This is a genomic window from Streptomonospora nanhaiensis (assembly GCF_026642255.1).
Lineage (GTDB): Bacteria > Actinomycetota > Actinomycetes > Streptosporangiales > Streptosporangiaceae > Nocardiopsis > Nocardiopsis tropica.
Window position 1 is genome coordinate 703,332 of record NZ_CP113264.1, and the last position, 23,739, is coordinate 727,070.

The following is a 23,739-nucleotide window of genomic DNA, read 5'->3' on the forward strand; positions in this document are numbered from 1 at the left end:
GGTGGGTAGGTGTGCGGCCCGCTCCCGTCGGCCTGTGCGGCCACCACTCTATACTCGTCGTGTATACGCGGCGTGTATAGTCACCGACATGACTCTCGGCCAGACATTCCTGGGGCTGCTCGAAACCCGCTCCCAGCACGGATACGACCTCAAACGGGCCTACGACGAGCGCTTCGCCGGCCAACGGCCGCTCGCCTACGGGCAGGTGTACGCCACCCTCTCCCGCCTGCTCAAGCACGGGCTGGTGGAGGTGGAGGCGGTCGAAGCCGGCGCGGGCCCCGAGCGCAAGCGCTACACCGTGACCGACTCCGGGGTCACCGACGTCGAACGGTGGCTCGCCACACCGGAGAGCCCCGAGCCCTACCTCCAGAGCACCCTGTACACCAAGGTCGTACTCGCCCTGCTCACCGGCCGTCCGGCCGACGGGATCCTCGACGTCCAGCGCGCCGAGCACCTGCGCCTGATGCGCGAGCTCACCCGCCGCAAGACCGCCGGGGACCTGTCCGACCAGCTCATCTGCGACCACGCCCTGTTCCACCTGGAAGCCGACCTGCGGTGGCTGGAACTGACCGCCGCCCGGCTGAACGACCTCGCCGACGAGGTGCGCGGCCGATGAGACGACCCGCCCCCCGCGCCCTCTCCGACCGCCTCCCCGAGGCCCCCGGCACCCCCCTGCTCACCGGCTCCGGCCTGCGCAAGTCCTTCGGCCTCACCCAGGCACTGGAGGACGCCTCCCTCGACCTGTACCCCGGCGAGGTCGTCGCCGTCATGGGCCCCTCCGGCTCGGGGAAGTCCACCCTCCTGCACTGCCTCGCCGGCGTGGTGCGGCCGGACGCCGGGACCATCGAGTACGACGGACAGGACCTGGTCGCCGCCTCGGACACCCGGCTCAGCGCGCTGCGCCGCTCGGAGTTCGGCTTCCTGTTCCAGTTCGGCCAGCTCGTCCCCGAACTGTCCTGCCTGGAGAACGTCGCGCTCCCCCTGCGGCTCGGCGGGCGGCCCCGCCGCCGGGCGGAGCACGCCGCCGCCGAGTGGCTGGACCGGCTGGACGTGGGCGAACTCGCGCACAAGACCCCCGGCGAGTGCTCGGGCGGCCAGGGCCAGAGGGTCGCGGTCGCCCGCGCCCTCATCACCCGCCCCCGGGTGGTGTTCGCCGACGAGCCCACGGGCGCACTCGACTCCCTGAACGGGGAACGGGTGATTCGCATGCTCACCGAGGCGGCCCGGGAGTCCGGGGCCGCCGTGGTCGTGGTGACGCACGAGGCCCGGGTGGCCGCCTACGCCGACCGCGAGGTCGTCTGCCGGGACGGCCGCACCCTCGACACCGGAGGTCCGGGATGAGCCCGCGAGACCGAGCCCCCGCCGGAACCGGCCCGGAACGCGACCGCCCGTCCCCCCTAGGCGAACTCCTGCTGGGCGCGCAGCTCGCCCTGCGCGGAGGCCGTGAGGTCGTCCTCCGGAGCGTCCTCACGGCGATCGGGGTCGGCGTGGCCACCGCCGGGCTGCTCCTGGCCGCCGGCCTGCCGACCGCCCTGGACCACCTGGCCGAGCGGAACGCGGCCCGCATGGACCACCAGGTGGCCCCCCACCCGGTGCCCCCGTCGGGCGACGACACCCTGCTGATCGGCATCGCCACCACCCTCCACGCGGGGCAGGAGGTCCACGGGCGGCTCCTCCGGGCCGAGGGCTCCGACCCCCCGCTCCCCCCCGGCGTGACCGAGATCCCCGGGCCGGGCGAGCTCCTCCTCTCCCCCGCGCTGGCCGACCTGCTCGACGCCCCGGGCACAGAGGCCCTCCGGAGCCGGTTCGACCACCCCGTCGTCGGGGAGATCGGCCCCGAAGGGCTCCTGGGACCGCACGAACTGGCCTACTACCTCGGCAGCGAGGACCTGGCCGTGGAGAACGCCGGCATCCGGATCACCGCGTTCGGAGGGGAGCCCGGCCCCGTCGTGCGGGGGCCGGTCGTCGTGCTCCTCGGCCTGGTGGGCGTGGTCGTCATGCTCACCCCCGTCGTGGTCTTCCTCGGCGCGGCGGTGCGCTTCGGCGGCGAACAGCGTGAGCGCCGCCTGGCGGCACTGCGGCTCATGGGGGCCGACCGCCGGGCCGTCCGGCGCGTCGCGGCCGGCGAGACCCTTCCCGGTGTCGGGCTCGGCCTGGTGCTCGGGGCGGTGCTCTTCTACGCCGGGCGTCCGATCGTGGAGACGGTGGGGGTGGGGCCCGGCCTCTACGCCGGGGACGTGGCACCGCACCCCGTGCTCGGCGCGCTGGTGTTCGCCGGGGTCCCGCTGCTCGCCCTGTGGGTGGTGCTCGCCTCCCTGCGCGGGGTCGTGGTCGAACCGCTCGGCACCGTGCGCCGCGCAGAACGGCCGCGCCCCAGGGTGTGGTGGCGTCTGCTGCTCCTGGTGCTCGGCGTGGTCCTGATCTGGCTGAGCATGGACCTCCGGACGGCCGGGCGCCTGGGCCTGCCCGGGGGCGGGGGGCTGCCGATGACGGCGATCGGGCTCCTGGCCGCGCTGTTCGGCACGACCGCCGTGCTGCCCTGGCTGGTGGACCGGCTGTTCCGACGCGCCTCGGGCGGCCCCCTCGCGCTCCAGCTCGCCCAGCGTCGGCTGGCGGCGGCGGGCGGCGGGCCCACCCGGGCGGTCAGCGGCATCGTGGTGACCGTCGCGGGGGCCATCGCGCTGCAGAGCCTGTTCGCGAACGCCTGGGCCGATGCGTCGGTGACGCTCGCGGACACCGCCCAGGAGGCGTACGCGGAGAACGAGTTCGGTCCGTCCCGGTTCCAGGTCCAGGCGGAGCTGTGGATGCCCCCCGCCGACGACGACCCCGCCGGGACCGTGGCGCGGGTGCCCGGTGTGGAGGCGGCGGCGGCCTTCCGTACGGTGTGGGGCACCACCGGCGACGGCACCGACGTCCCGGTCCACATCGCCGACTGCGACGTCCTGCGGCAGATGGCCGACCTGCCCGCCTGTTCCCCCGGGGACGTCTTCAGCGCGCTGCCCGGGTTGGGAGCCGGCGACACCCTCATGGTCCGCCCGAGGGAGGACGCGACGGAGAGCCCCTGGGTGCTGCCCCCGGTCTCCGGTTTCGAGGGGGCGCTGGTCGAACACCCCTGGAGCGCCACGGGGCACACAGCGCGGGACGTCGTCCTCGCGACCCCGGAGGCCGCCGCGGCGCCCGCGGAGATCGCCGCCCGGAGCACGGTCTGGATCAGGGCCGACCCGGCCGTTTCCGGAATGGAGGAGGGGCTCAGGCACACCGTCGGGTCCCTGGACCCGACCTCGCGCCTGACCGTCCCGATCACCACCGTGGTCAACCCGGCCATGGCCGACATCCGTGACGCGCTCGTGGCCGGAGCCCTGGCCTGCCTGACGGTGATCGCCGCCGGGCTGGTGGTGGGCACGGTCGAGCAGGTCCGGGAGCGCCGGCGGGTCCACGCGGTGCTCACCGCGTTCGGCACCCGGCGGAGCACTCTGGTGGCCTCGGTGGTGTGGCAGACCACGCTGCCCGTGCTCCTGGGCATCGTGCTGGCCACGGCGGTCGGGACAGCCCTCGGGGTCATGGTCCAGAGGGTGGCCGGGCTCCCCGTGCGCTTCATCCCGGTGGAGACCCTCGTCATCGCAGGCGCCGGCGTGGGCGTGGCGGCCCTGACCACCCTGCTCGCGGTGCCCGCGCTGCTGCGGACCATGCGCCCGGAGGGCCTGCGCTCGGAGTGAGCGGGTCCCGGTCGGGCACAGCGGGTCCCCGGTGACGGGGACCGGGGACCCGCCGCCCGGGCCCGCCCCTAGATCTCCTCGCCGGACAGCAGGTCCGACGCGTCGGTGATCCGGTACGCGTACCCCTGCTCGGCGAGGAAGCGCTGCCGGTGCGCGGCGTAGTCCTGGTCGAGGGTGTCCCTGGCGACCACCGCGTAGAAGCGCGCGGCGCGGCCGTCGGTCTTGGGCCGCAGGACCCGGCCCAGGCGCTGGGCCTCCTCCTGGCGGGACCCGAAGGAGCCGGACACCTGCACCGCCACGCCCGCCTCGGGCAGGTCGATGGAGAAGTTCGCGACCTTGGAGACCACCAGCGTGCGCAGCTCGCCGGAGCGGAAGGCGTCGAACAGCCTCTCGCGCTCCTTGTTCCTGGTCTCGCCCTTGATCACGGGGGCGTCCAGGGAGGCGCCCAGCTCGTCCAGCTGGTCGATGTAGGAGCCGATGACCAGCACCTGCTCCTCGGGGTGGCGCTCCACGATCTGCCGCACCACCGAGGTCTTCGTCTCGGAGGAGGCGCAGAACCGGTAGCGGTCCTCGGGCTCGGCGGTCGCGTAGGCCAGGCGCTCGGACTCCGACAGGTCCACCCGGACCTCCACGCAGTCCGCGGGGGCGATCCACCCCTGGTTCTCCATGTCCTTCCACGGGGCGTCGTAGCGCTTGGGGCCGATGAGCGAGAACACGTCGCCCTCCCGGCCGTCCTCCCGCACCAGCGTCGCGGTGAGCCCCAGGCGGCGCCGGGCCTGGAGGCTCGCCGTCATCCGGAAGATCGGCGCCGGCAGCAGGTGGACCTCGTCGTAGACCACGAGCCCCCAGTCGCGGGCGTCGAACAGCTCCAGGTGCGTGTACACGCCCTTGCGCCTGGCGGCCATCACCTGGTAGGTCGCGATCGTGACCGGCCGGATCTCCTTGCGCGTCCCCGAGTACTCGCCGATCTCGTCCTCGGTGAGGGAGGTGCGCCGCAGCAGCTCCGTCTTCCACTGGTGGACCGACACGGTGTTCGTCACGAGGATGAGGGTGGTCGCCCCGGTGAGCGCCATCGCCGCCGCGCCCACGATGGTCTTGCCCGCGCCGCACGGCAGCACGACGACGCCGGAGCCGCCCGCGTGGAAGCTCTCCGCGGCCTCCTTCTGGTAGCCGCGCAGCTCCCAGCCGTCCTGGTCCAGGTCGATGGCGTGGGCCTCGCCGTCCACGTACCCGGCCAGGTCCTCGGCGGGCCAGCCGATCTTCAGCAGCGCCTGCTTGAGGTTGCCGCGCTCGCTGGGGTGCACGGCCACCGAGTCCTCGCCCAGCCGCTCGCCGAGCATGCCCTTGAGCTTCTTGGCCCGGACGACCTCCTCCAGGACGGCCCTGTCCGAGGACTCCAGGACCAGCCCGCGCACGGGGTCACCGACGATGCGCAGGCGCCCGTAGCGCTGCATGGTCTCGGCGATGTCCACCAGCAGGGAGTGCGGCACCGGGAACCTGGAGAAGCGGATCAGCGCGTCCACGACCTGCTCGGCGTCGTGTCCGGCGGCGCGCGAGTTCCACAGCGCCAGCGGAGTGATCCGGTAGGTGTGCACGTGCTCGGGTGCGCGCTCCAGTTCGGCGAAGGGCGCGATGGCTCGGCGGCACTCGCCGGCGAGCTCGTGGTCGACCTCGAGCAGGAGCGTCTTGTCGGACTGGACGATCAGGCAGGACACACGGACCTTCAATCTCGCGGGGCGGGGGCGGCCTCAGGTGCAACGCGTCCGGGCCCCTGATCATGCCCTGCCGCCGAAATGCCCGCCCGGCCCCGTTCCCGGCCGCCGGAACGGCGTCCTCCAGGGTCCGCGCGCCCGCGTCCGCCGCTGTTCGGGTGGCGTGGAGTCCCGGGCCGGGCCCCGGGTCCGCGTGGCCGTGTCCGCCGCACCGGCGCGGCCCGCGCGGCGCGGTCGGTCAGGTCTCGGAGGTGGCGATGGCGAAGCCGATCAGGCACGCGAGGACGGCCATGATCGCCAGGATCACCCCGTTGGAGATCCAGGCGTAGCGGAGGTGCCGCCGCGCCTTCTCCCGGTCGATCTTCTCCGTGAGGGAGAGCGCCGAGAACACGAGGCCGATGACGCCCAGGAACCCGCAGCAGGTCACCACGAGGAGGATCGACACCACCAGGGCGGCGATGGCGCTCGTCTGGCTGGGCGGGGCCTCCTGGTACGGGGCGGCGTACGGCTCCATGCCGTGGGCGTGTCCGGCGGCGGGGCCGCCGTAGCCGTCCGGGGGCGGCGGGTACCCCGCTGGGTCGCCGTAGCCGCCGGGCGGCTGCGGATAGGGGCTGCCGTAGGGGTCGCCCTGCGGGTGGGGCTGCCCGGCGTAGGGGTCGCCGTAGGGGTCGTTGGGACCGGACTGCCAGTTCTCGCTCAAGGTCGTGACCTCCGGGAGGTGTCGGTGTACGGGGGAGCCGTCGGGGACGGCGGGGAGGGGGAGGGCGGCGCTCGGGGCCGGTCCGCCGCCGGGGGCCGGGAACCGGTTCGCGCGGCCGGTCCGCCGGTACCTGCGGGCCCGGTCAGACGCTGAGGATCACCACCGCCAGGAGCATGAGCGGGATGAAGAACACCACCGACAGCGCGGCGTAGGCGAAATTGCACGCCCACGCGTACCGGAGGTGGCGCTCGACCTCGGCCGCGTCCGGGTAGCGCCTGACCGCCATGACCCCGAAGCCGATGCCGGGCAGGTTCGCCACGAGGAGGAAGAACCACATGCCCAGGTACAGGCCCAGGACGGGCACCACCAGGCTGAGCAGCGCCGTCACCAGGGCCGCGACCGCTCCCCCCAGCCGGGCCGGGGGGCCCGTGGGGCCGGCTCCGGGGCCGGCTCCGGGACGGGGGCCGGGGCGGTGGCCGAACGGCCCGCCGGACGCCGGACGCGAAGGGCCCGCCGGCCCCGGGGGCCGCACCGAGCCGAGCGTGGAGCCCTGCTCGCGCTCCCAGAAGGCCTTGGGTCCGCCCTGGCCGCTCATCACCGCTCGTCCGCCTCCCGTCGGCCGCGGGGGCCGTCGTCGCCGAGCCGCCCTCGCGGCCGTCCCATACTGCCGCATACCCAGCCCGCCGCGCGCGGACCCGGCGCCCGGCGGCACGGTTCGTCAAACACCGGTCAGTAGTTGGTCACCGGGACGATCCCCTGGATCCACGAGCCCGCCTGGGTGAACATCACGAACGTCAGCACCAGCATCACGAAGAACATCACCCCGGCGGCGCCCAGGCAGTACCAGGAGTAGCGGGTGAGCGTCTCCGCCTGGACGGGGCGGCCCCGGTCGCGCGCGTGGGCGGCGCGCACCGCGAACACGATCCCGGCGACCCCGAACAGCCAGTTCGCGCAGCACAGGAACGTGAGCGCGTGCAGGATCAGGGCCATCGTCGAACTGTTGGCCCCGCCGGGGAGCGGCGTCCGGGACCCCTCGCGGTCGTCGTCGCGCCCGTCCCACTCCTCCCGCCCGTCCGGTTCGTCGGCGCGGGGGCGGTCCCGGCGCCCCGCCCCGCGGCTCCGCCCACGGCCGCCGTCGCGGTCGTCGTCGCGTCCGTGGTCGCGGGGGGACGATGCCCCGGGGGGCAGCGATGTGTCGCTCATGGGGGTGTCTCTCGCTGTCGGTGGGCGGACCGGCTCGCACCCACACTAGAGGGCGTGCCCGGCGGGCACCCACCCCGCTGCGCGACGCCCCGGCACGCCCCTCGCGGTGTTCTCATCGGTCGACAGGAATCCACCCTGACTCCCTCTTCGGCCTCGCGGGGAAAGCACCGGATACGCCGCTCGCGACGGGCGGCACCCACCGGACACCCTAGTGCGGCCCCGCCGCCCCTCGCCGGTCGCCGCCGGGGACGCCGTTCCCGCCGCCGGGCTCCGGCCCGTCCAGCTCGGCGACGGCGTTCACCCGGTGCACGGCGAACCGGTGCACGGACGCGCGCGTGGCGTCGTAGGCGGTGAGGAAGCCCCCGTCCACGCTTGAGGGCTCCACGATCCGGCTCACCTGCCGTCCGTCCGTGTCCGTGTAGCCGATCCACACCCGGCGGCCGTCCTTCGCCGCCCGGGTGAGCGCCTCCAGCACCGCCGCGTTCCTCGACCCGGGAGGCCCGTCCTCCGGAAGGGGGATCGGCGTGCGCGCCGCGTTGGACGCCTCGTCCCCGGCCCGCACGGCCCGCACGGCGGCGCGCGCCATGTCCCGGAACGACCCCCCGGGCGGCGGCGGGACGTCCGCCGGGTCGGACCGCCGCGCCTCGGGACGGCTCAGCCGCATGGTCCCGTCGCCGCTCTCGGGCACCGGGTGGTAGCCGAGCTGGCGCAGCCGCTCCAGGAGCGCGGCCCGGTTGGAGCGGCTCGCCACCACGGTGGGGGCCAGCCGGAACAGTCCCAGGTCCTGGGCCCGGCGGTCCCCGAGCAGCTCCTCCAGCAGGGCGGGCTCGTCGCAGCGCAGGTAACCGGAGGCCGAACCGGCCCGCAGCCGCCCGTGCCGGCGCCCCACGTCCGACACCAGGTAGCGCAGCGCCTGCGGAAGGGGGGTGCGCGAGTGGCGTTCGAGCAGGGCGGTGATGTCGGCGACGCCCTGCCCCGCGTCCAGGGCGCGGCGCACGGACTCCTCCGTGAAGCGGTACACGGTGGCGCCGCCGGTGGACTCCACGTCCGCGACCAGCGCGAGGTCGCGGGCGAGACCGGTGACGAGGGGGCCGGGGGCCACCGCCGTCAGGTCGCCCTGCACCAGCACGTAGTCCAGCGGCTTCGGCATCTCCGCCGCGAGGACCCTCGCTGCGTCGTCGTCCTCCCCCTCCAGCAGGGGGCGGGTGTGCCCGGCCAGCGCGCCGCGCCCGGTCAGCCCGAGCGCGGCGGCCTCCGCGGCGGCGATCTCCACCAGTTCGGCGTAGACCGGCGACTGGCGGCGCGGGCGGCGCCACGACAGGCGCGAGGCCAGCGACCCGGGCAGCGGGGCGAACCCGGGCGGGGCGGTGGCCATCTCGCCCAGCAGGTCGCGGCGGGCCTGGGGGGCCGCGGGCCGGACCAGCCCGGACCCGAGCACGTTGCGCACCCGGCCGCCGGAGTCGCGCGACCCGTTGAGGGAGGCGACCCGGTCGGAGTCCAGCCAGGCGGAGGCGAGCCGCAGCCAGCGGCGCTCGGGCGGGGTCTCCCGCCACAGGTCGTAGGCGCGGGTGGGCAGCCACTCGCCCTCGACGCGGTCGTCGGCGCCGAGCAGCCCGGCGGCGTGGGCGACCTCCACGAACAGGGCGGCGGTGGTCTCGTCGGTGTCCATCGCCTGGGCCGCGCGGCGGAGGTCGCGTACCCCCAGGCCGCCGTTGCGGAGCACCGCGGCCGGCTCCTGCGACCAGCGTTCGAGCAGTTCCTCGATCGCCCGCAGCACCGTGAACGCCTGCCCGGCGGCGGCCCGGGTGACGGCCTCGCCGGGGTTCGGGGTGCCCTCGAACGGCGGCGGCGCGGTGGTGACCTCGCGGAACAGCAGCCCCGAGCGGAGGGCGAGGGCGGCCTCGCGCGGCAGGGTGAGGGTGTCGTCCCCGCTGGGGAGGAGCAGCGCCCGGGCGATCAGCGTCTCGACCGGGGAGGAGGCGACCGCGAGGGTGACCTCGCGGCGGGCGTCGGAGACGGTCCCGTTGGGGGGACCCCACGCCATGCCGTCGAGCAGCCTGCGCGCCTGCGGGCCGACCTGCCCGATGAGCCCCAGGACGCGCCCGGGGTCGGCCAGGAGCGTCGCGACCGTCTCGACGGGCGTGTGCGCGGTGCTGTCGGGGACCAGGTCGCGGGCGAGCCGCGCGGCGGCGCCGTGCGGAAGGCCGGCGAGGAGCACGCGCGCCGGAGGTCCGAGCTGTGCCGGGTGGGGGATCAGGTCGCGCAGCACCTGGACGGGGCGGAGCCTGCCCCTGTCGGGCCAGACCAGGGCCAGTTCGAGCAGGGTGTCCAGGGCGTCGGCGAGGGGGTCCCCGGCGGGGCCGTCCTCCGCCGCGCCCCCCTGGGACCCGGAGGCCCCTCCGCCGTCCGCCGCGCCGGGGAGGGGGAGCGTGCCCAGCGCCCCGGCCAGGTCCACGGTCTGGACGCCCACCGGTTCGGACAGCCGGTCGTCGCCGAGCGCGATGACGGCCTCCAGCACCTGGAGGGTGAACCGGTCCAGGCGTTCGAGGACCCTCAGGACCGCGTTGCGGCTGGTCGCGCGGGCCGCGAGCGCGCCGATGTCGGACGGGACCGGCTGTGCCAGGTCGGGCCGGGCGGACAGCAGGGCGGCGAGCTCCCCGTCCGACCGGCTGCGCAACCAGGAGGTGAAGGTGGGGGGACGTCCCGGGGCGGGGGCCGCGGGGCTCCCCCCGCCGGGCACGTGCTCGTCGGGTGCTGCGTTCTCGGTCATCGGGTCCACGCTAAGCGATGCCGGGTCCCGTGTTCGCGTGAGTCCCGGCGGTTCCCCCTTGTCACCACCCGTCACCGAGGGTGAGTCCGTATCCGAAGACGATTCGGTGACCGAAATTGGGAAGGGGGGTTAAATGCCAGGTCGTTGTCGGCCAATATTGGAGTCATGACCCAGCGCTCGGAACAACTGGTACTGGACTATCTGTCCGAGGTCGGCCTGGTCCTGCACGGTCGCATGTCGGCGAGGGAGCGCACCGCCTTCCTCGCGGAGCTCCGCTCGCGGATCGACGCGCGCCGCGCGGCGGCGGAGGGCGACGGCCCCGAGGCCGTGCGGGGAATCCTCCGGGGCCTCGGCAGCCCGGAGGACCTGGTGGAACGCGAGATCGCCGGACGCGACCTCGACATCGAGGACACGGAGCTGATCCCGCCCAGGCCGCGTCACGCCGACCGGCCGCCGCCGCCGTGGCGGGGCGGCCCCAGCCGCGGGCTGATGTCCCTCGTGGAGGGCCCGCGCCAGACGGACATCCACGTCACCGGCCGCCGCGCGGACCGCGCGGAACGCGCCGCCCGCAACGCCGGGAGCCGGAGCGGTCCGCCCGGCGTCGTGGCGCTGGTGCGCCGGCACCCCGCGGAGGCGGCCGCCCTGGGCCTGATGCTGCTCACGGTGCCGTGGTCCCTGAACCTCGCCTACCTGTGGGTGCTCGGCGCCGTGCTCGTCGTGCTCAGCCAGGTGTGGAGCGCGGTGGACAAGTGGGTCGGCGTCGGCCTGCCCCTGGCGGCCTGCCTCGTCGGGATGGCCCTGTGGTCGGGGGAGGCCGAGTTCGTCGACCAGTACGTCCAGGAGTCCCTGGCCGCCACGGGCGTCGTCGGCCTCGCCGTGGGCTCCCTGGTGGGCGTCGTGTACCTGTACCCGAGGGCGCGCCGCTCCGCCGGCGCGGAGGAGCGCCGGGCCCGGGAATGACGCCCCGGCCGCCGAGGGCTTTCGCCCCCGTCGCCCCTTCCCGCGTTCTCCGGAGCGGGACGGGAACGCGGTCGCGCCGTTCCGGCTGGTCATTGCTTGGCAAACGCTGGGGAATAACCTTTTACGGTCCGCCCGTTACTACGAGTCCTGGACCACGGATTCGGGTAGGCATGTCACTACACCGCCGTTTTCGCTTCGCGGCGGTCGTATCGGTAACGGTGGCCCGACGGCCAGTTCGGGCGCCACTTCGGTCGAGGCGGCCCGCTTCACCGCCGAGTCCCGTCCCACACTCCGCACCCAGCGGTGGGGGCCGCCAGCACCGCACGAGGCCCGGGTGAGCCGTATCCGGGCCTCGTTCCCGTTCCCGGGGAGCCATTCCGTGTTCGGTGGGGAGTTCCTCCCGCCTCCCGGAGGCGGAGAATTATGCCCTCGCGTCCGGATGCCCTTCCGCACTAACCTGGTAAGCCCATGGAAACCACGGGAGCCCGGGACGGACGGGTGGGCCGGGGGCCGCCTGTGCGCCTTTGCCGCCCCCTGCCCCGGGGCCCGCCAGCGAAAGCACGAGGTCTCTACGTGCCCACCGGCAAGGTCAAGTGGTACGACGGCGACAAGGGTTTCGGATTCCTCACGCGCGACGACGGCGGCGAGGTCTTCGTGCACTCCTCGTCCCTGCCCCCGGACACCGTGTCGCTGCGGCCCGGGCAGCGGGTCGAGTTCGGCGTCGCGGACGGCCGCAAGGGCGCCCAGGCGCTCCAGGTCGTGCTCCTGGACACCCAGCCCTCCGTCGCCAGGGCCCGCCGCAAGTCGCCCGACGAGATGGTGGCCCTCACCGAGGACCTCATCAAGCTCATGGAGGGCCTCTCCACCGGCTACCGCAGGGGCCGCCATCCGGAGCGCAGGGATGCCGCGCGGATCTCCTCCGTGCTGCGCGCGGTGGCCGACGACCTGGAGGCCTGACCGCCGCGGGCCCTTCCGTCCGCCCCCGGGAGGGCCCCTCCGACACCACAAGACTTGATCAAGAGGATGTATCGGGCGAACCTTGACCCGCGTTATGGTCAAATCGGTGCTCGCGATCAGTGAGAATGGGGAACGTGAGCCCTTCTCGACGTTCTCCTGTACCGGACAAGGCCTGTGTCGACGCGGTGGAGTTGGCCCGCTCGGTGGCCGCCGAGGCCGGGCGACCCGAATGGGTGGGTGACGCGCTCACCCCCCAGGTCGAGGACACGCGCCTGGTCACCCACTACTTCACCTGCCTCGACCCCGCCTACCCGGGGTGGAACTACGCGGTCACCGTCGTCCGCGCCTCGCGCGCCAAGGACGTCACGGTCAACGAGGTCGTTCTGCTCCCCGGCGAGGGCGCCCTCGTGGCGCCCGAATGGCTGCCCTGGAAGGAGCGGCTGCTCCCCGGCGACCTCGGCGTCGGCGACCTCCTGCCCACGGAGGAGGACGACGAGCGCCTCATCCCCGGCTACGCCCAGGTGCCCGACAGCGAGCTGGACGCCGAGGGCGTGGACCAGCAGATGGTCTGGGAGCTGGGACTGGGCCGTCGCCAGGTCCTCTCCGAGGTCGGACGCGAGCAGGCCGCCGAGCGCTGGTACAACGGCGAGGCCGGGCCGCGCAGCCCGATCGCCGCGGCCGCTCCGGACCGCTGCATCACCTGCGGCTTCATGACCCCCCTCGCCGGTGAGCTGCGCCAGATGTTCGGCGTGTGCACCAACGAGTACGCCCCCGACGACGGCCGGGTGGTCTCCATGGACCACGGCTGCGGGGCCCACTCCGAGGTGCGCCGTCCCGAGCCGCAGGCCGGCCCCAGCGGCCCGGTCGTCGACGAGATGGGCTACGACCACATCGTCTTCGACGACACCGCCGAACTGGAGCTCGTCTCCTCCGAGTCCTGACGGGCCGTGTCCTCCTCCGGAGAAAGCACGCCCCGCCGCGCTGTCGGACCCTGGCCCCCCGTCCCGGTGGGCTAGGGTCTTCCTACCGCACCCACCCTCGCCCCGGGTGCACCGTGCCGGGTCGTGCCCGCAGCGCAGGAGGAACCCACCATGGCCGAGCCGGTGACCGCTTCGGCGGTCGACCCCTACAACACCGCCGAACTGCGCCGACGCGTCCTCGCGGCGTGGGCCGACGCCCCGGCCAGGTTCCGGGAGGACGCCAACGCGGAGGAGGACTTCGCCCTCGGCGGCTACCGTGACCGCGTCGTGGTCGAACTCGCCCAGAACGCCGCCGACGCGGCGCGCAGGGCGGGGGTCCCGGGAAGGCTGCGCCTGGCGCTGGACGGCCTCCGGCTGACCGCCGAGAACACGGGCTCGCCGCTGACCCCCGAGGGGGTCGAGTCGCTGGCGACCCTGCGCGCCTCCACCAAGCGCGGCGAACAGGGCGCGACCGGGCGCTTCGGCGTCGGCTTCTCCGCGGTGGCGGCGCTCAGCGACGACGTCACCGTCGACTCCGGCGGCGCGGCGGTCCGCTTCAGCGCCGACGCCGCGAGCGAGGCCGTCGCGGAGCTGCTGGCCGGGGGCGGGGCCCACGCCGACCTGGCGGACGAGGTGGGGCGCCGCTCCGGGCACGTGCCCATGCTGCGGCTGCCCTTCCCCGCGCGGGCGGCGGCCCCGGGGGACTACGACACCGTCGTCACCCTCCTGCTCCGCGACGACCAGGTCCGCCTGCGCGTGCGCGAACTCCTCGGCCGCACCGGCGAGGCCCTGCTGCTCGCCCTGCCCGGTCTCGCGGAGGTCCGCGTGGACGTGGACGGCGAGGAGCACGTCCTCACCCGGCAGGAGGTCCCGGCGGACCCGTCGGCCCCGGACGTCCCCGGCACGACCGCGCCGCCCCTCCCCGGGGGCCCCGCCGACGCGACCTCGCTCGCATCACGAGCCGCTTCCGTCCCCGCAACCACATCTGCCACACCGGTGGCGGGGACCGGTGTCGCCGACCTCGTCACCGGCCGCCGGGACGCCGAGGGCACGCGCACCACCCTGTGGCGGGTCCTCGGCCGTTCGGGCGAGTTCGACGCCTCCCTGCTGGCCGACCGTCCCACGGAGGAGCGCGACCGCACCTCCTGGTCGCTGACCTGGGCCGTCCCCGTGGCCCCCGACGGCACCGTCGCCGCACTGCCCGCCGACGTCGAGAACGTCGTCCACGCGCCCACCCCCACCGACACGGAGCTCGCCCTCCCCGCCGTCCTCATCGGGAGCTTCCCGCTCGGCAGCGACCGGCGCGGCGTCCAACCCGGAGCGGCCACCGACCTGCTGCTCACTGAGGCGGCCCACGCCTACTGCGCGCTCCTGCGCCGGTTCGACGGCCGGGCCGCCCTCGACCTCGTACCCGGCACCCGCGTGGGGGGCGGCGCCGTCGACGCCCTCTTCCGCGCGCGCGTCGCCGAACCCCTCCGGGACACCGCGTTCCTGAGCACCGCCTCCGGGGCGCCCGTCGCCCCGCGCGACGCGGCCCTGCTCGACACCGGCGGGTCGGGCGGCGCCGCGGACCTGGCGGCCGTCCTCGCCGAACTCGTCCCCCAGCTGCTCCCCGGCTCGTGGAGTCCGCGCCACCCGGCGCTCGCCGCCCTGCGCGTCCACCGCCTGGGCCTGGCCGACGTGGCCGACCTGCTCGCGGACACCGACCGGCCGCCGCGCTGGTGGGCCTCGCTCTACGCCGCCCTGGACACCGCCGGGAGCGGCGGAGCCGACCTCGACGAGCTCGGCTCCCTCCCGGTGCCCCTGGCGGACGGCCGCCTCGTGCGCGGTCCCCGCTCCCTGCTCCTCCCCGGGGAGGACTGGGCCGGGGCCGACGGCGCCGGAGGCCGCGGGATCACCGCGGAGACCGTCGCCGCGCTCGGCGTGCGCGTGGTCCACCCCGAGGCCGTCGACCCGCTCCTGCGCCGCCTGGGCGCGGTGGAGGCCGGTGCGGCCACCGTCCTGTCCGACCCCCGGACCGAGGCGGCCGTCCGCGACTCCCTCGACGCCGACGACCCCGAGCCGATCGCCGAGGCCGTCCTCGACCTCGTCGCGGCCTCCGGCACGACCGTCGCCGACGCGCCCTGGCTGGCCGAACTCGCCCTGCGCGACGACGAGGACGGCTACTCGGTCGCCGCCGAACTCCTCGTCCCCGGCGCTCCGCTCGCGGACCTGCTCGTCGACGACGCCCCCTTCGGCACCGTCCACGAGGACCTCGTCGAACGCCACGGGACCGACGCCCTGCGCGCGGTCGGCGCCCTCTGGGAACTCGGCGTGGTCCGGGTCGAGGAGGCCGCGCTGGGGGAGGACCTGGTCGCGGAGTTCGACGGCGCCGCCGGCGAGGACGGCCCGGACGGCCTGGAGGACTGGGCCGACGAGGTCCTCGAACGCGTCGGCGACCCCGAGCTGCCCCCGGTGGTGCCCGAGCTGGTGGTCGTCGCCGACCTCGACTGCGTCGCGGACGACAGCTGGCCGCAGGCCCTGGCGATGCTGTCCCGGGGCCCGCTGCGCGAGGCCGTGACCGAGCCCGCGCGGCTGCTGATGCCCGACGGCCGCGTGGTGGACGTGCCCTCGTACACGGCGTGGTGGCTCCGGTCCCGGGCGCTGCTGGGCGGCAGCGCGCCGGTCGAGCTGCGCACCGCCGACGCCGACCCGTCCCTGACCGGCCTGTACGACGAGGTCCCGGCCGACGTCGACCCCGAGTTCGCCCGCGCGCTGGGGGTGCGCGCCACCCTCGCCGACCTGATCAACGACCCGGAGGGGCCGGACGACCTGCTCGCCCGCCTGGCGGACCCCGACCGCCACGTGGACCGCGCCTCGCTCCGCCTGGTGTGGACCGCGCTCGCCCTCGTGGACGCGGAGCTGGTGACCCCGCCCTCCCGCGTGCGGGCGGTGCGCGGCGGCGCGATCGTGGTGGCCGACGCGGAGGAGGCCGTGGTGGTGGACTCCCCGGACCTGCTGCCGCTGCTGGAGGACCGCCCGCTGGTCCTGGCCCCGGACGACTCCGCCGAGGCCCTGGCCGACGTCCTCGACCTGGACCTGGCGAGCGAGACGGTCACCGGCAAGGTCGGGTCGGCCGGCGAGGTCCGCCCGGTCCCCGGCGAGGCCGACCTGTTCCTGGACCCCGTCGGGGAGCCGGACCGCACCTACATGCACCACCGGACGCTCACCGTGGACGGCGTCGAGCTGGAGTGGTACGTCGGCGACGGCACGGCGCACGCGTCCACCACCGACGGCCTGGCGCGGGCCCTGTGCTGGCGCGCCGGGCAGTGGTCCCGCCGGCACCTGGTCGCGGCCGCCCTGCGCGACCCGTCCGCCGCCGCCCGGCTCCTCGCCGAGGCCGACCTGGAGTAGCGCGGCTCCGGGCGGGACGCGGCCCCCGGCGACCCCGGGGGCCGCGTCAGGCCAGGACCTCGGCGAGGCGCTCTCCCAGCCCCTCTTCCGGCTCGTCCCACTCCAGGACCTCGACCGCGTCGCCCACCGCCGCGCTCCCCGGCCGGGTGACGGCGAACAGGGAGCCGAAGGACACCCCGCCGCGGTCCGCGCGCCGGTAGCCCGCCAGGGTCCGCAGCGGCTCCGGGCCGCTCCTCTCGCCCCGCGCCTGGTCCACCGTCGTCCCCACACAGCGGATGCACACCTTGGCGTAGCCCAGCTCGGCGTCCCCCAGGCGGACGGAGCGCACCCGGTCCTCGGTGTGCGGCTCCTCCCACCCCGACACGACGACGTTGGGCCGGAACCGGTCGATCGGCACGGGTTCGGCGCCGCGCTCCAGGATGCGCGCGCCGAGCAGGTCCAGGGAGGACGCGGACGCCATCAGGACCGCCGTGCTGTCCGCGAACCCGCTGGTGCCGGGGGTCCTCCCCCCGGTCAGGCGTGCGTGGTCGTCGGGCACCCGCACCAGGCGGCTCGGCGCGCCCAGCACCTCGGTCAGCCACCCGGAGACCTCGTCCCCCTGGTCCACGCCCACGAACGGCTTCCCGTGCAGGACGACGTCCAGCCGGGGCCCCCCGGGGTCGACCCCGACGTCGACGTGGCCGAACCCGTCCGTGTCCAGCCGCAGGCGGGCCCCGTCGCCGGTGATCCCGGCGCGCACGCGCGCCAGCCGCGGGTCGTTGCGCTGGCTGCGGAAACCGCCGCCGCCGTCGACCACCATGAACGTGCGGTCGTGGGCGATCCCGGCGGGGGTCACGAGGGCGGAGCGCAGGGAGGTCCCGGCGCACCCCTTGACGGGGTAGTGGACGAGTTCGGAGATCTGGGCCATGGGCAGACGCTACCGTCCGGCCCGCCCTCGGCTCCCGGGGGAGGCCCGGACCGGGTAGCCTCCTCTTCCCCCGCACCGCCCTCCGACACCGACGGGATCCCCCCATGCGCGCCACCCCCTCGCTCCTCGCCCTGGGCGCCCTCCTGCTCGCCGCCGGCTGCGGCGGCGGGGAGGCGCAGGACCCGCCCGCCGCCACCGCGGAGGCCGAGCCGACGGAGTACGTCTTCGCCCCGGGGGACCGGATCACCGTGGAGCTCACCATGTACGACGGCGAGGACGGACGCCGGACGCCGTTCTTCTCCGGGTACCGGCCCTCGATCGAGTTCGGACACGGGGGACCGGCCGTCGAGTGCGGCGCCCACCTGCCGGTCGATCTGCGGGAGTTCCCGCCGGGGGAGACCCACACGATCGTGCTGGAGTGCGGCTCCGAGGTCGCGGTCCCGGTGGACGACCCCGGGTTCGCCCTGGTGGAGGACGGCGTCGAGCGGGGTACGGGTGAGGTGGTCCCCACGGGAGAGGAGTGACGGGGCGTCCGCGGAGCTGGGAGCCGCACCCGGCGGCGCCCGACACCGGGCCTGCCGGGGGGAGGCGCGAACGCCGCTCCGGCGACCGCGCGGGCCCCGGACGGGAGCCATGACTTCCACACCCAGGAGGAGCACGATGGACATCGAGCACGAGATCGACGCGGTCGGCCGGTCGGTCGGCGTCCGGCGGACCGGCTCGGGCGCCGAGAGCACCGTCACGGTCAGCCGCGCCTACGACGTCCCGGTCGAGGACCTGTGGGACGCCTGCACCAGCCCGGAGCGCATCCCGCGCTGGTTCCTGCCGGTCGCCGGCGACCTCCGGGAGGGCGGCGCCTACCAGCTGGAGGGCAACGCCGGAGGGCGCGTCCTGTCCTGCGACCCGCCGCACTCCTTCCGGGTCACCTGGGAGTACGGCGGCGAGAGCAGCGAGGTGGAGGTCCGCCTGACCGCGGAGACCGCCACCCGCTCGCGGTTCGAGCTGTCCCACACCGCGCCGCTCGACGAGTTCTGGGAGCGGTACGGCCCCGGGGCCGGGGGGATCGGGTGGGACCTGGGGCTGTTCGGCCTGACCCTGCACCTGCTCCACGGGGCGAGCGTCCCGCCGGAGGCCGGGGAGTGGGCGGGCTCGGAGGACGCGCGGCGGTTCACGGAGCTGAGCGGACGCCGCTGGGCGACGGCGCACGCCGAGTCCGGGGAGGACCCGGACCGGGCCGAGGCCGCGGCGGACCGGACCATCGACTTCTACACGGCGCCGCCGGAGGAGGGCCCGGCCTGAGGCCGCCGGGCCGGGGCCGCCCGCGCCCGGGCGGACGGCGGTGGTCGTCTCCGGCCCCGCCGCCCGGGACCGGCGGGCGCCCCCGCGCGAGCGGACGGCGGGTCAGCGGGCGACCCGGAAGAACCCCTCGGAGATGAGGGTGCGCAGCGCGTCCGGCGTCCGCTCCCGCACGACCGCCTGGTCCTCGCCGATGAGCTGGGCGATGGCGTCCAGGAGCGGCCCCACGGGCATGGTGCCGTCGCACACCCCGGCCAGGGCGGCCTCGACGGTCCCCACGCGGGCGCCCCTGCGCAGCCCGTTCTGCTGGCGCAGCACGATCTTCTCCGGGTCCGGGGCGCCCGGCCTGCCCACCCGCTCCTCCACGACCCCGGGGGCGAGCGCGACGTGCGCCGACAGCAGTGCGGCGTCGGTGAGCCGCAGCGCCGTCATCGCCCCGTCCACGACGTCGGGCAGGTACGGGCCGACCGGCTGCTCGATGTCGTGCCGCAGCTCCTCCACGCGCACCGTCGCGTCCTGGGCGACGTCGTTGCGCAGGCTGATCCACCCGAACCCGATGCCCTTGATGCCCTCGCGCTCGAAGTAGTCCAGCCAGGCGTCGTAGCGGCGCGTGTACTCGGGCGTGCCGTGCTCGCACGAGTCGCGCAGCCACAGCTCGACGTACTGGGCGGGGTCCTGCACGTCGCGCTGGACCACCCAGCCCGAGCAGCCGGTCCCGGTCACCCAGCCGCCGACGCGGTCCTCCCAGTCGTCGCCGTCGGAGTGCACCCAGTTCGCGAGGATCTGGCACCAGCCGCCCTCGGTGAGGTGCGCGGGGGCCTGCCGCACCAGCTCGGCGCAGACCGTGTCGCCGGGCAGGTCGGACTCCCGGTAGGTGTACCGGGAGGAGTCGGGGGTGATCACGAACGGGGGGTTGGACACGATGAGGTCGAACCGCTCGCCTTCGACCGGTTCGTAGAGGGAGCCCTGGGCCAGGCGGGCGCCCGCGACCCCGGACAGGGCCAGGCTGATCCCGGCCAGGCGCACCGCGCGCGGGTTGAGGTCGGTGGCGACCACCTCGCGGGCCCGCGACGCCAGGTGCAGCGCCTGCACCCCGCAGCCGGTGCCGACGTCCAGGGCGCGGTCGACCGGGCCGTCGACGATCAGCTGGGACAGGGTGGCGGACGCGTTGCCCGCGCCGACCACGTGGTCGTGGCGGGGGACGGCCCCGGTGCCCGGGCGCACCTTGGGGTCGGAGACCACGAAGCCGGGCCGGCCGTCCTCCAGGTCCCACGGTCCGAGGTGGACCAGGGCGCGGACGACGGTCCCGTGGGGTCCCTCCTCGACGGTGACGAGCCCCGCCTCGGCCAGTTCGTCCACGGGGAGGACGGCCCGCGCGGCCCGCGCGGGGATGGGCGATCGGAGCCACCACAGGCGCAGCAGCAGTCCGAGCCGTTCCTCCCCGCCGGTGGCGCGCAGGGCGGGCACCAGCTCTTCACGGGCCAGGGCTCGGGCGGCGGCGTCGCCGAGCCGGTCGCGGACGCCTGACACCGTGTAGTCGGCGTCGATGAGGATGCCGCGGAGTCGGTCGGCGAGGCCGCGCGGGAATTCAGTCTCAGACACCCGCCCATTATCAGGCAGAACGGCGGTGCCCCGCTGACAGGCGGTCCGGCCTGGTCAGGAGGGCTCGGAGAAGCGGGCGGCCCCGCGCTCGGCCGACTCGTCCCTCTTGCGGAGCAGGCGCGGGATGTAGAGGTAGCCGAACACCCCGAGGGCGGCGCCGGTCGCGCAGACGCCGATCCACCAGCGCTCGGCCTGGGGGAGGGAGTCGCCCATGGCGACGAGGACGACGAGGGCGACGGCCCACGCGAGGGTGCCGATGGCGGCGGGCACGCGGTAGTCGCTCTCGTGGACTTCGGGATCGGGCCGGCGAGGTGTGCGCACGGTTCCAGGCTATCCGCTCGCACGCGGCCGGCGTCGGCGTGTCGGCGCCGACCGCTCCGACCAGGGAAGCGTTCGTCACACTCCCTGCTCCGATCATCCGGTCATATGGCGATTTCTATGAAACTCCCGTGAAACGAGTGTCAGCTGTTGTATGAAGATGCAACTAATCTGGCGCAGAATCCTTGTTGTCCGGTAACACGACCAGGTCAGGCTGACGACGTGAACGCACCAACTCCATCCCCCACCGACGACAGAGCGGCCTCCGCACCCCGGGGCCGCGTGGACCGCTTCTTCCACATCTCCGAGCGCGGTTCCACGTTCGGCACCGAGATCCGCGGCGGTCTGGCGACCTTCTTCGCCATGGCCTACATCATCGTGCTGAACCCCCTGATCCTGAACGGCACCGCGGACGTCAACGGCGATGTCCTGGAGGTCCCCCAGCTCGTCGCCGTCACCGCCCTGGTCGCCGCGATCAGCAGCATCCTGATGGGCATCGTCAGCCGCTACCCGTTCGCGCTCGCCGCGGGCATGGGCCTGAACGCCGTCGTCGCGTACGGGGTCGCCCCGCTGATGGCCTGGTCGGACGTCTTCCTCCTGCTGATCGTCGAGGGCCTCATCCTCACGGTCCTGGTCATGACCGGCTTCCGCACCGCCGTCTTCGCCGCGATCCCCGGCGGGCTGAAGATCGCCATCGGCGTCGGCGTGGGCCTGTTCCTGACGATCATCGGCTTCGTCAACTCCGGCTTCATCCAGGGCGGCGGCGGCACGATCGTCAGCCTCGGCAGCGGCGGCCTGAACACCCTGCCCCTGCTGGTCTTCGTCATCGGCCTCCTGGTCACCATCGCGCTCTACGTCCGCAAGGTCCCCGGCGCGATGCTGCTGGGCATCATCGTCTCCACGGTCGCCGCGATCGTCGTCCAGGCGCTGTTCGGCGACCGGGGCGAGGGCCTGGCCTGGCAGCTTCCGGGCTCCACCCCGAGCCTGCCGACCTCGGTCGGCGACGTCGTCGCCCTCCCCGACTTCTCCCTCATCGGCCTGTTCGCCGAGGGCGGCTTCAACATCGCGGCCCGCTGGTCCGACGTGGGCGTCGCCACCGTCGTGATGCTGCTGTTCACCCTGATGCTGGCCGACTTCTTCGACACCATGGGCACCATGGTGGGCGTCGCCCACCAGGCGGAGCTGACCGACGAGGACGGCAACCTGCCCCGGACCCGCGAGGTCCTGGCCATGGACGCCTTCGGCACGATCTTCGGCGGCGCGGCCTCCGCGTCCATCGCGACGGTGTACGCCGAGTCCGCGGCGGGCGTCGCGGAGGGCGCGCGCACCGGCATCGCGCCCATCGTCACCGGTCTGATGATGGTCGTCGCGACCTTCTTCGCGCCGCTGGTCACCATCGTGCCGTTCGAGGCCGCCACGCCGGTGCTCGTCATCGTCGGCTTCATGATGCTGCTGCCGGTCGGCAAGATCGACTTCACGGACCCGGCCGTCGGCCTGGCGTCGTTCTTCGCGATCGTGATCATGCCGTTCACGTACTCGATCGCCAACGGCATCGGGATGGCGTTCATCGTCTACACGTTCGTGCGCCTGGTCGAGGGCAGGCCGCGCCACGTCCACCCCCTCATGTGGGTGGTCTCCGCGGTCTTCCTCCTCCACTTCGCCGAGGCCCCGATCTACGCGCTCATCGGCTGATCCCGCGCGCCGCCCTCGCGCGGGGGCGGGAATTCCTGCGACAGTGGACGGCGTTGACCCGAGTGATGAGTCAACGCCGTTTACTTATGTGTCCGCACCATGGGTCGGTGGCCGCATCAGTCCCTCCCCGGCGACCCGTCCGGGAGGGGAGGAACTGATGCGGCGTATCGCCATGTTCCGCTCACTGGCCGTCCGCAACTACCGGCTCTACGCCCTCGGCCAGCTACTCTCCAACCCCGGCACCTGGATGCAGCGCATCGCCCAGGACTGGCTGGTCCTCCAGCTCAGCGGCGGCAGCGGCATCGCGCTCGGCATGACCACCGCGCTCCAGTTCCTGCCCCTGCTCCTCTTCGGGCTGTGGGGCGGCGCGCTGGTGGACCGCCTGGACAAGCGCAGGCTCCTGATCTGCACCCAGAGCGTCATGGGAGCGCTCGCCGTCGCCCTGGGCGTCCTCGCGACCGCCGGCGCGGCCGAGGTCTGGCACGTGTACGTGTTCGCCTTCGCCCTCGGCCTGGTCACCGTGCTCGACAACCCCGGCCGCCAGGCCTTCGTCCCCGAGATGGTCGACCGCGAGCACCTGTCCAACGCGATCGCCCTCAACAGCGCCAGCTTCCAGCTCGGCAGGGTCACCGGCCCCGCCATCGCGGGGCTGCTCATAGCCCTGATCGGCAGCGGTCCCGTGTTCCTGATCAACGGAGCCTCGTTCGGGTTCACGATCATCGCCCTGGCGATGATCCGCACCGCCGAGCTCACCACCACCGAGCCGGTGCCCCGGGGCAAGGGCCAGATCCGCGAGGGCCTGCGCTACATCGGGGGGCGGCGCGACCTCGTGCTGCTGCTGGTCCTCGCCGCCGCCACCCAGTTCTTCGGGGCGAACGGGCAGAACCAGATCGCGCTGGTGGTCAACAACGTCTTCGAGGCCGGCGCCGCCGCGTTCGGGGTGGCAGCCGCCTTCCTGGCCGTGGGCGCCCTCATCGGGGCCCTCCTCGCGGCCCGGCGCGACCGGCCCCGGATACGCCTGGTGCTGATCGGGTCGATGGCCTTCGGCCTGCTCCAGGTGGCGGCGGGGCTGATGCCCGGCTACGTGTCGTTCGTCGTGGTGCTGGTGCCCATGGGCATGGCCTTCCTGACCTACGTGACGACGCTCAACGCCACCTTCCAGCTCAGCGTCGACCCCCAGATGCGCGGTCGCGTCATGAGCATGTTCCTGCTGGTGTTCATGGGCGTGACGCCCATCGGCGCCCCCGTGGTGGGGCTGCTGGCCGACGCGTTCGGCCCGCAGGCCAGCCTCGTCATCGGGGGCACGGTCACCGTGCTGGTGGTCGCCGCCCTGACGGGACCGCTGTTCAGGGTCCACGGAGTCAGGGTGCGCGACCTCCTGCCGGGTCGCCGGCGGACCGCCGCGGCCGCACCGGCCCCGGCGGAGGAGGCCGGAGCCGGACGGGCCCCGGACGGGCACGAGGCGGACGGCGCGACCGCGGCCGGGCCCGCCCGGGGGACCGGCGGCCTCGGACGGCCCCCGGAGGACGCGGTCACCCGCACCTGAGACCCCGG

The 23,739-nt window shown here is 74.7% G+C and carries 19 protein-coding genes; 11 read left to right on the forward strand and 8 right to left on the reverse strand.

The annotated features are described in order from the left end of the window. Positions 1-88 precede the first annotated feature (88 nt). From OUQ99_RS03255 to OUQ99_RS03265, 3 genes are read left to right on the forward strand one after another with little or no spacing between them, the layout of a single operon-like run. Positions 89-616 (forward strand): PadR family transcriptional regulator, encoded by a 528-nt coding sequence (locus tag OUQ99_RS03255; RefSeq protein ID WP_267947937.1) that lies wholly within the window; start codon positions 89-91, stop codon positions 614-616. Then, positions 613-1,341: an ABC transporter ATP-binding protein gene (locus tag OUQ99_RS03260; protein WP_267947938.1), complete on the forward strand. Its 729-nt coding sequence runs from the start codon at positions 613-615 to the stop codon at positions 1,339-1,341. Before OUQ99_RS03255 ends, OUQ99_RS03260 begins: the two co-directional genes overlap by 4 nt. Further along, positions 1,338-3,716, forward strand: a complete 2,379-nt coding sequence (locus tag OUQ99_RS03265; protein ID WP_267947939.1) for an ABC transporter permease — start codon at positions 1,338-1,340, stop codon at positions 3,714-3,716. The genes OUQ99_RS03260 and OUQ99_RS03265 overlap by 4 nt, the downstream gene beginning before the upstream one ends. Before the next feature lie 68 nt (positions 3,717-3,784). Here the strand turns inward: OUQ99_RS03265 and OUQ99_RS03270 are convergent, their stop codons facing one another. The 5 genes from OUQ99_RS03270 to OUQ99_RS03290 all read right to left on the reverse strand — a co-directional run bounded on the left by OUQ99_RS03270 (position 3,785) and on the right by OUQ99_RS03290 (position 10,101). Further along, positions 3,785-5,431 carry a DNA repair helicase XPB gene (locus OUQ99_RS03270; RefSeq protein ID WP_267947940.1) on the reverse strand — a complete coding sequence of 549 codons (1,647 nt, stop codon included), beginning with the start codon at positions 5,429-5,431 and terminating at the stop codon, positions 3,785-3,787. A 235-nt stretch (positions 5,432-5,666) separates the two neighbouring features. Further along, positions 5,667-6,128 carry a hypothetical protein gene (locus OUQ99_RS03275; RefSeq protein ID WP_267947941.1) on the reverse strand — a complete coding sequence of 154 codons (462 nt, stop codon included), beginning with the start codon at positions 6,126-6,128 and terminating at the stop codon, positions 5,667-5,669. 142 nt (positions 6,129-6,270) lie between these two features. Next, positions 6,271-6,723 (reverse strand): hypothetical protein, encoded by a 453-nt coding sequence (locus OUQ99_RS31560; protein ID WP_346660233.1) that lies wholly within the window; start codon positions 6,721-6,723, stop codon positions 6,271-6,273. A 134-nt stretch (positions 6,724-6,857) separates the two neighbouring features. Continuing rightward, positions 6,858-7,331 carry a hypothetical protein gene (locus OUQ99_RS03285; protein ID WP_267947942.1) on the reverse strand — a complete coding sequence of 158 codons (474 nt, stop codon included), beginning with the start codon at positions 7,329-7,331 and terminating at the stop codon, positions 6,858-6,860. A gap of 208 nt (positions 7,332-7,539) precedes the next feature. Next, on the reverse strand, positions 7,540-10,101 hold the full coding sequence (locus OUQ99_RS03290) for a helicase-associated domain-containing protein (protein WP_267947943.1): 2,562 nt from the start codon (positions 10,099-10,101) through the stop codon (positions 7,540-7,542). A gap of 165 nt (positions 10,102-10,266) precedes the next feature. Here OUQ99_RS03290 and OUQ99_RS03295 point away from each other — a divergent pair, with 165 nt between their 5' ends. The 4 genes from OUQ99_RS03295 (at position 10,267) to OUQ99_RS03310 (ending at position 16,370) form a co-directional block, all read left to right on the forward strand. Further along, positions 10,267-11,061 carry an HAAS signaling domain-containing protein gene (locus OUQ99_RS03295; RefSeq protein ID WP_267947944.1) on the forward strand — a complete coding sequence of 265 codons (795 nt, stop codon included), beginning with the start codon at positions 10,267-10,269 and terminating at the stop codon, positions 11,059-11,061. 573 nt (positions 11,062-11,634) lie between these two features. Then, the gene (locus OUQ99_RS03300) at positions 11,635-12,018 is read left to right on the forward strand and encodes a cold-shock protein (protein WP_267947945.1); all 384 of its coding nucleotides are present in this window, start codon (positions 11,635-11,637) and stop codon (positions 12,016-12,018) included. A gap of 185 nt (positions 12,019-12,203) precedes the next feature. Then, positions 12,204-12,959, forward strand: a complete 756-nt coding sequence (locus OUQ99_RS03305) for a DUF3027 domain-containing protein (protein WP_267950231.1) — start codon at positions 12,204-12,206, stop codon at positions 12,957-12,959. A 150-nt stretch (positions 12,960-13,109) separates the two neighbouring features. Further along, the gene (locus tag OUQ99_RS03310; protein ID WP_267950232.1) at positions 13,110-16,370 is read left to right on the forward strand and encodes a sacsin N-terminal ATP-binding-like domain-containing protein; all 3,261 of its coding nucleotides are present in this window, start codon (positions 13,110-13,112) and stop codon (positions 16,368-16,370) included. A gap of 46 nt (positions 16,371-16,416) precedes the next feature. Here OUQ99_RS03310 and OUQ99_RS03315 read toward each other — a convergent pair whose 3' ends face one another. Further along, positions 16,417-17,277, reverse strand: a complete 861-nt coding sequence (locus OUQ99_RS03315; RefSeq protein ID WP_267947946.1) for an MOSC domain-containing protein — start codon at positions 17,275-17,277, stop codon at positions 16,417-16,419. Between the two features lie 104 nt (positions 17,278-17,381). On the opposite strand from OUQ99_RS03315, the gene OUQ99_RS03320 reads away from it, so the two are divergent. Together OUQ99_RS03320 and OUQ99_RS03325 are read left to right on the forward strand one after the other, a co-directional pair. After that, entirely contained in the window at positions 17,382-17,801 is a 420-nt protein-coding gene (locus OUQ99_RS03320) for a hypothetical protein (protein WP_267947947.1), read from the forward strand. Between the two features lie 136 nt (positions 17,802-17,937). Further along, on the forward strand, positions 17,938-18,576 hold the full coding sequence (locus tag OUQ99_RS03325) for an SRPBCC family protein (RefSeq protein WP_267947948.1): 639 nt from the start codon (positions 17,938-17,940) through the stop codon (positions 18,574-18,576). 102 nt (positions 18,577-18,678) lie between these two features. Here the strand turns inward: OUQ99_RS03325 and OUQ99_RS03330 are convergent, their stop codons facing one another. Continuing rightward, complete coding sequence (locus OUQ99_RS03330; protein ID WP_267947949.1) at positions 18,679-20,175, reverse strand: DUF7059 domain-containing protein; 1,497 nt, start codon at positions 20,173-20,175, stop codon at positions 18,679-18,681. Positions 20,176-20,229: 54 nt separating this feature from the next. Further along, positions 20,230-20,496, reverse strand: coding sequence for a DUF2530 domain-containing protein (locus OUQ99_RS03335; protein WP_267947950.1), 267 nt, complete (start codon positions 20,494-20,496; stop codon positions 20,230-20,232). Between the two features lie 219 nt (positions 20,497-20,715). Here OUQ99_RS03335 and OUQ99_RS03340 point away from each other — a divergent pair, with 219 nt between their 5' ends. Together OUQ99_RS03340 and OUQ99_RS03345 are read left to right on the forward strand one after the other, a co-directional pair. After that, positions 20,716-22,185 (forward strand): NCS2 family permease, encoded by a 1,470-nt coding sequence (locus OUQ99_RS03340; protein WP_267947951.1) that lies wholly within the window; start codon positions 20,716-20,718, stop codon positions 22,183-22,185. A gap of 157 nt (positions 22,186-22,342) precedes the next feature. Further along, on the forward strand, positions 22,343-23,731 hold the full coding sequence (locus OUQ99_RS03345; protein ID WP_267947952.1) for an MFS transporter: 1,389 nt from the start codon (positions 22,343-22,345) through the stop codon (positions 23,729-23,731). Positions 23,732-23,739: the final 8 nt, after the last annotated feature.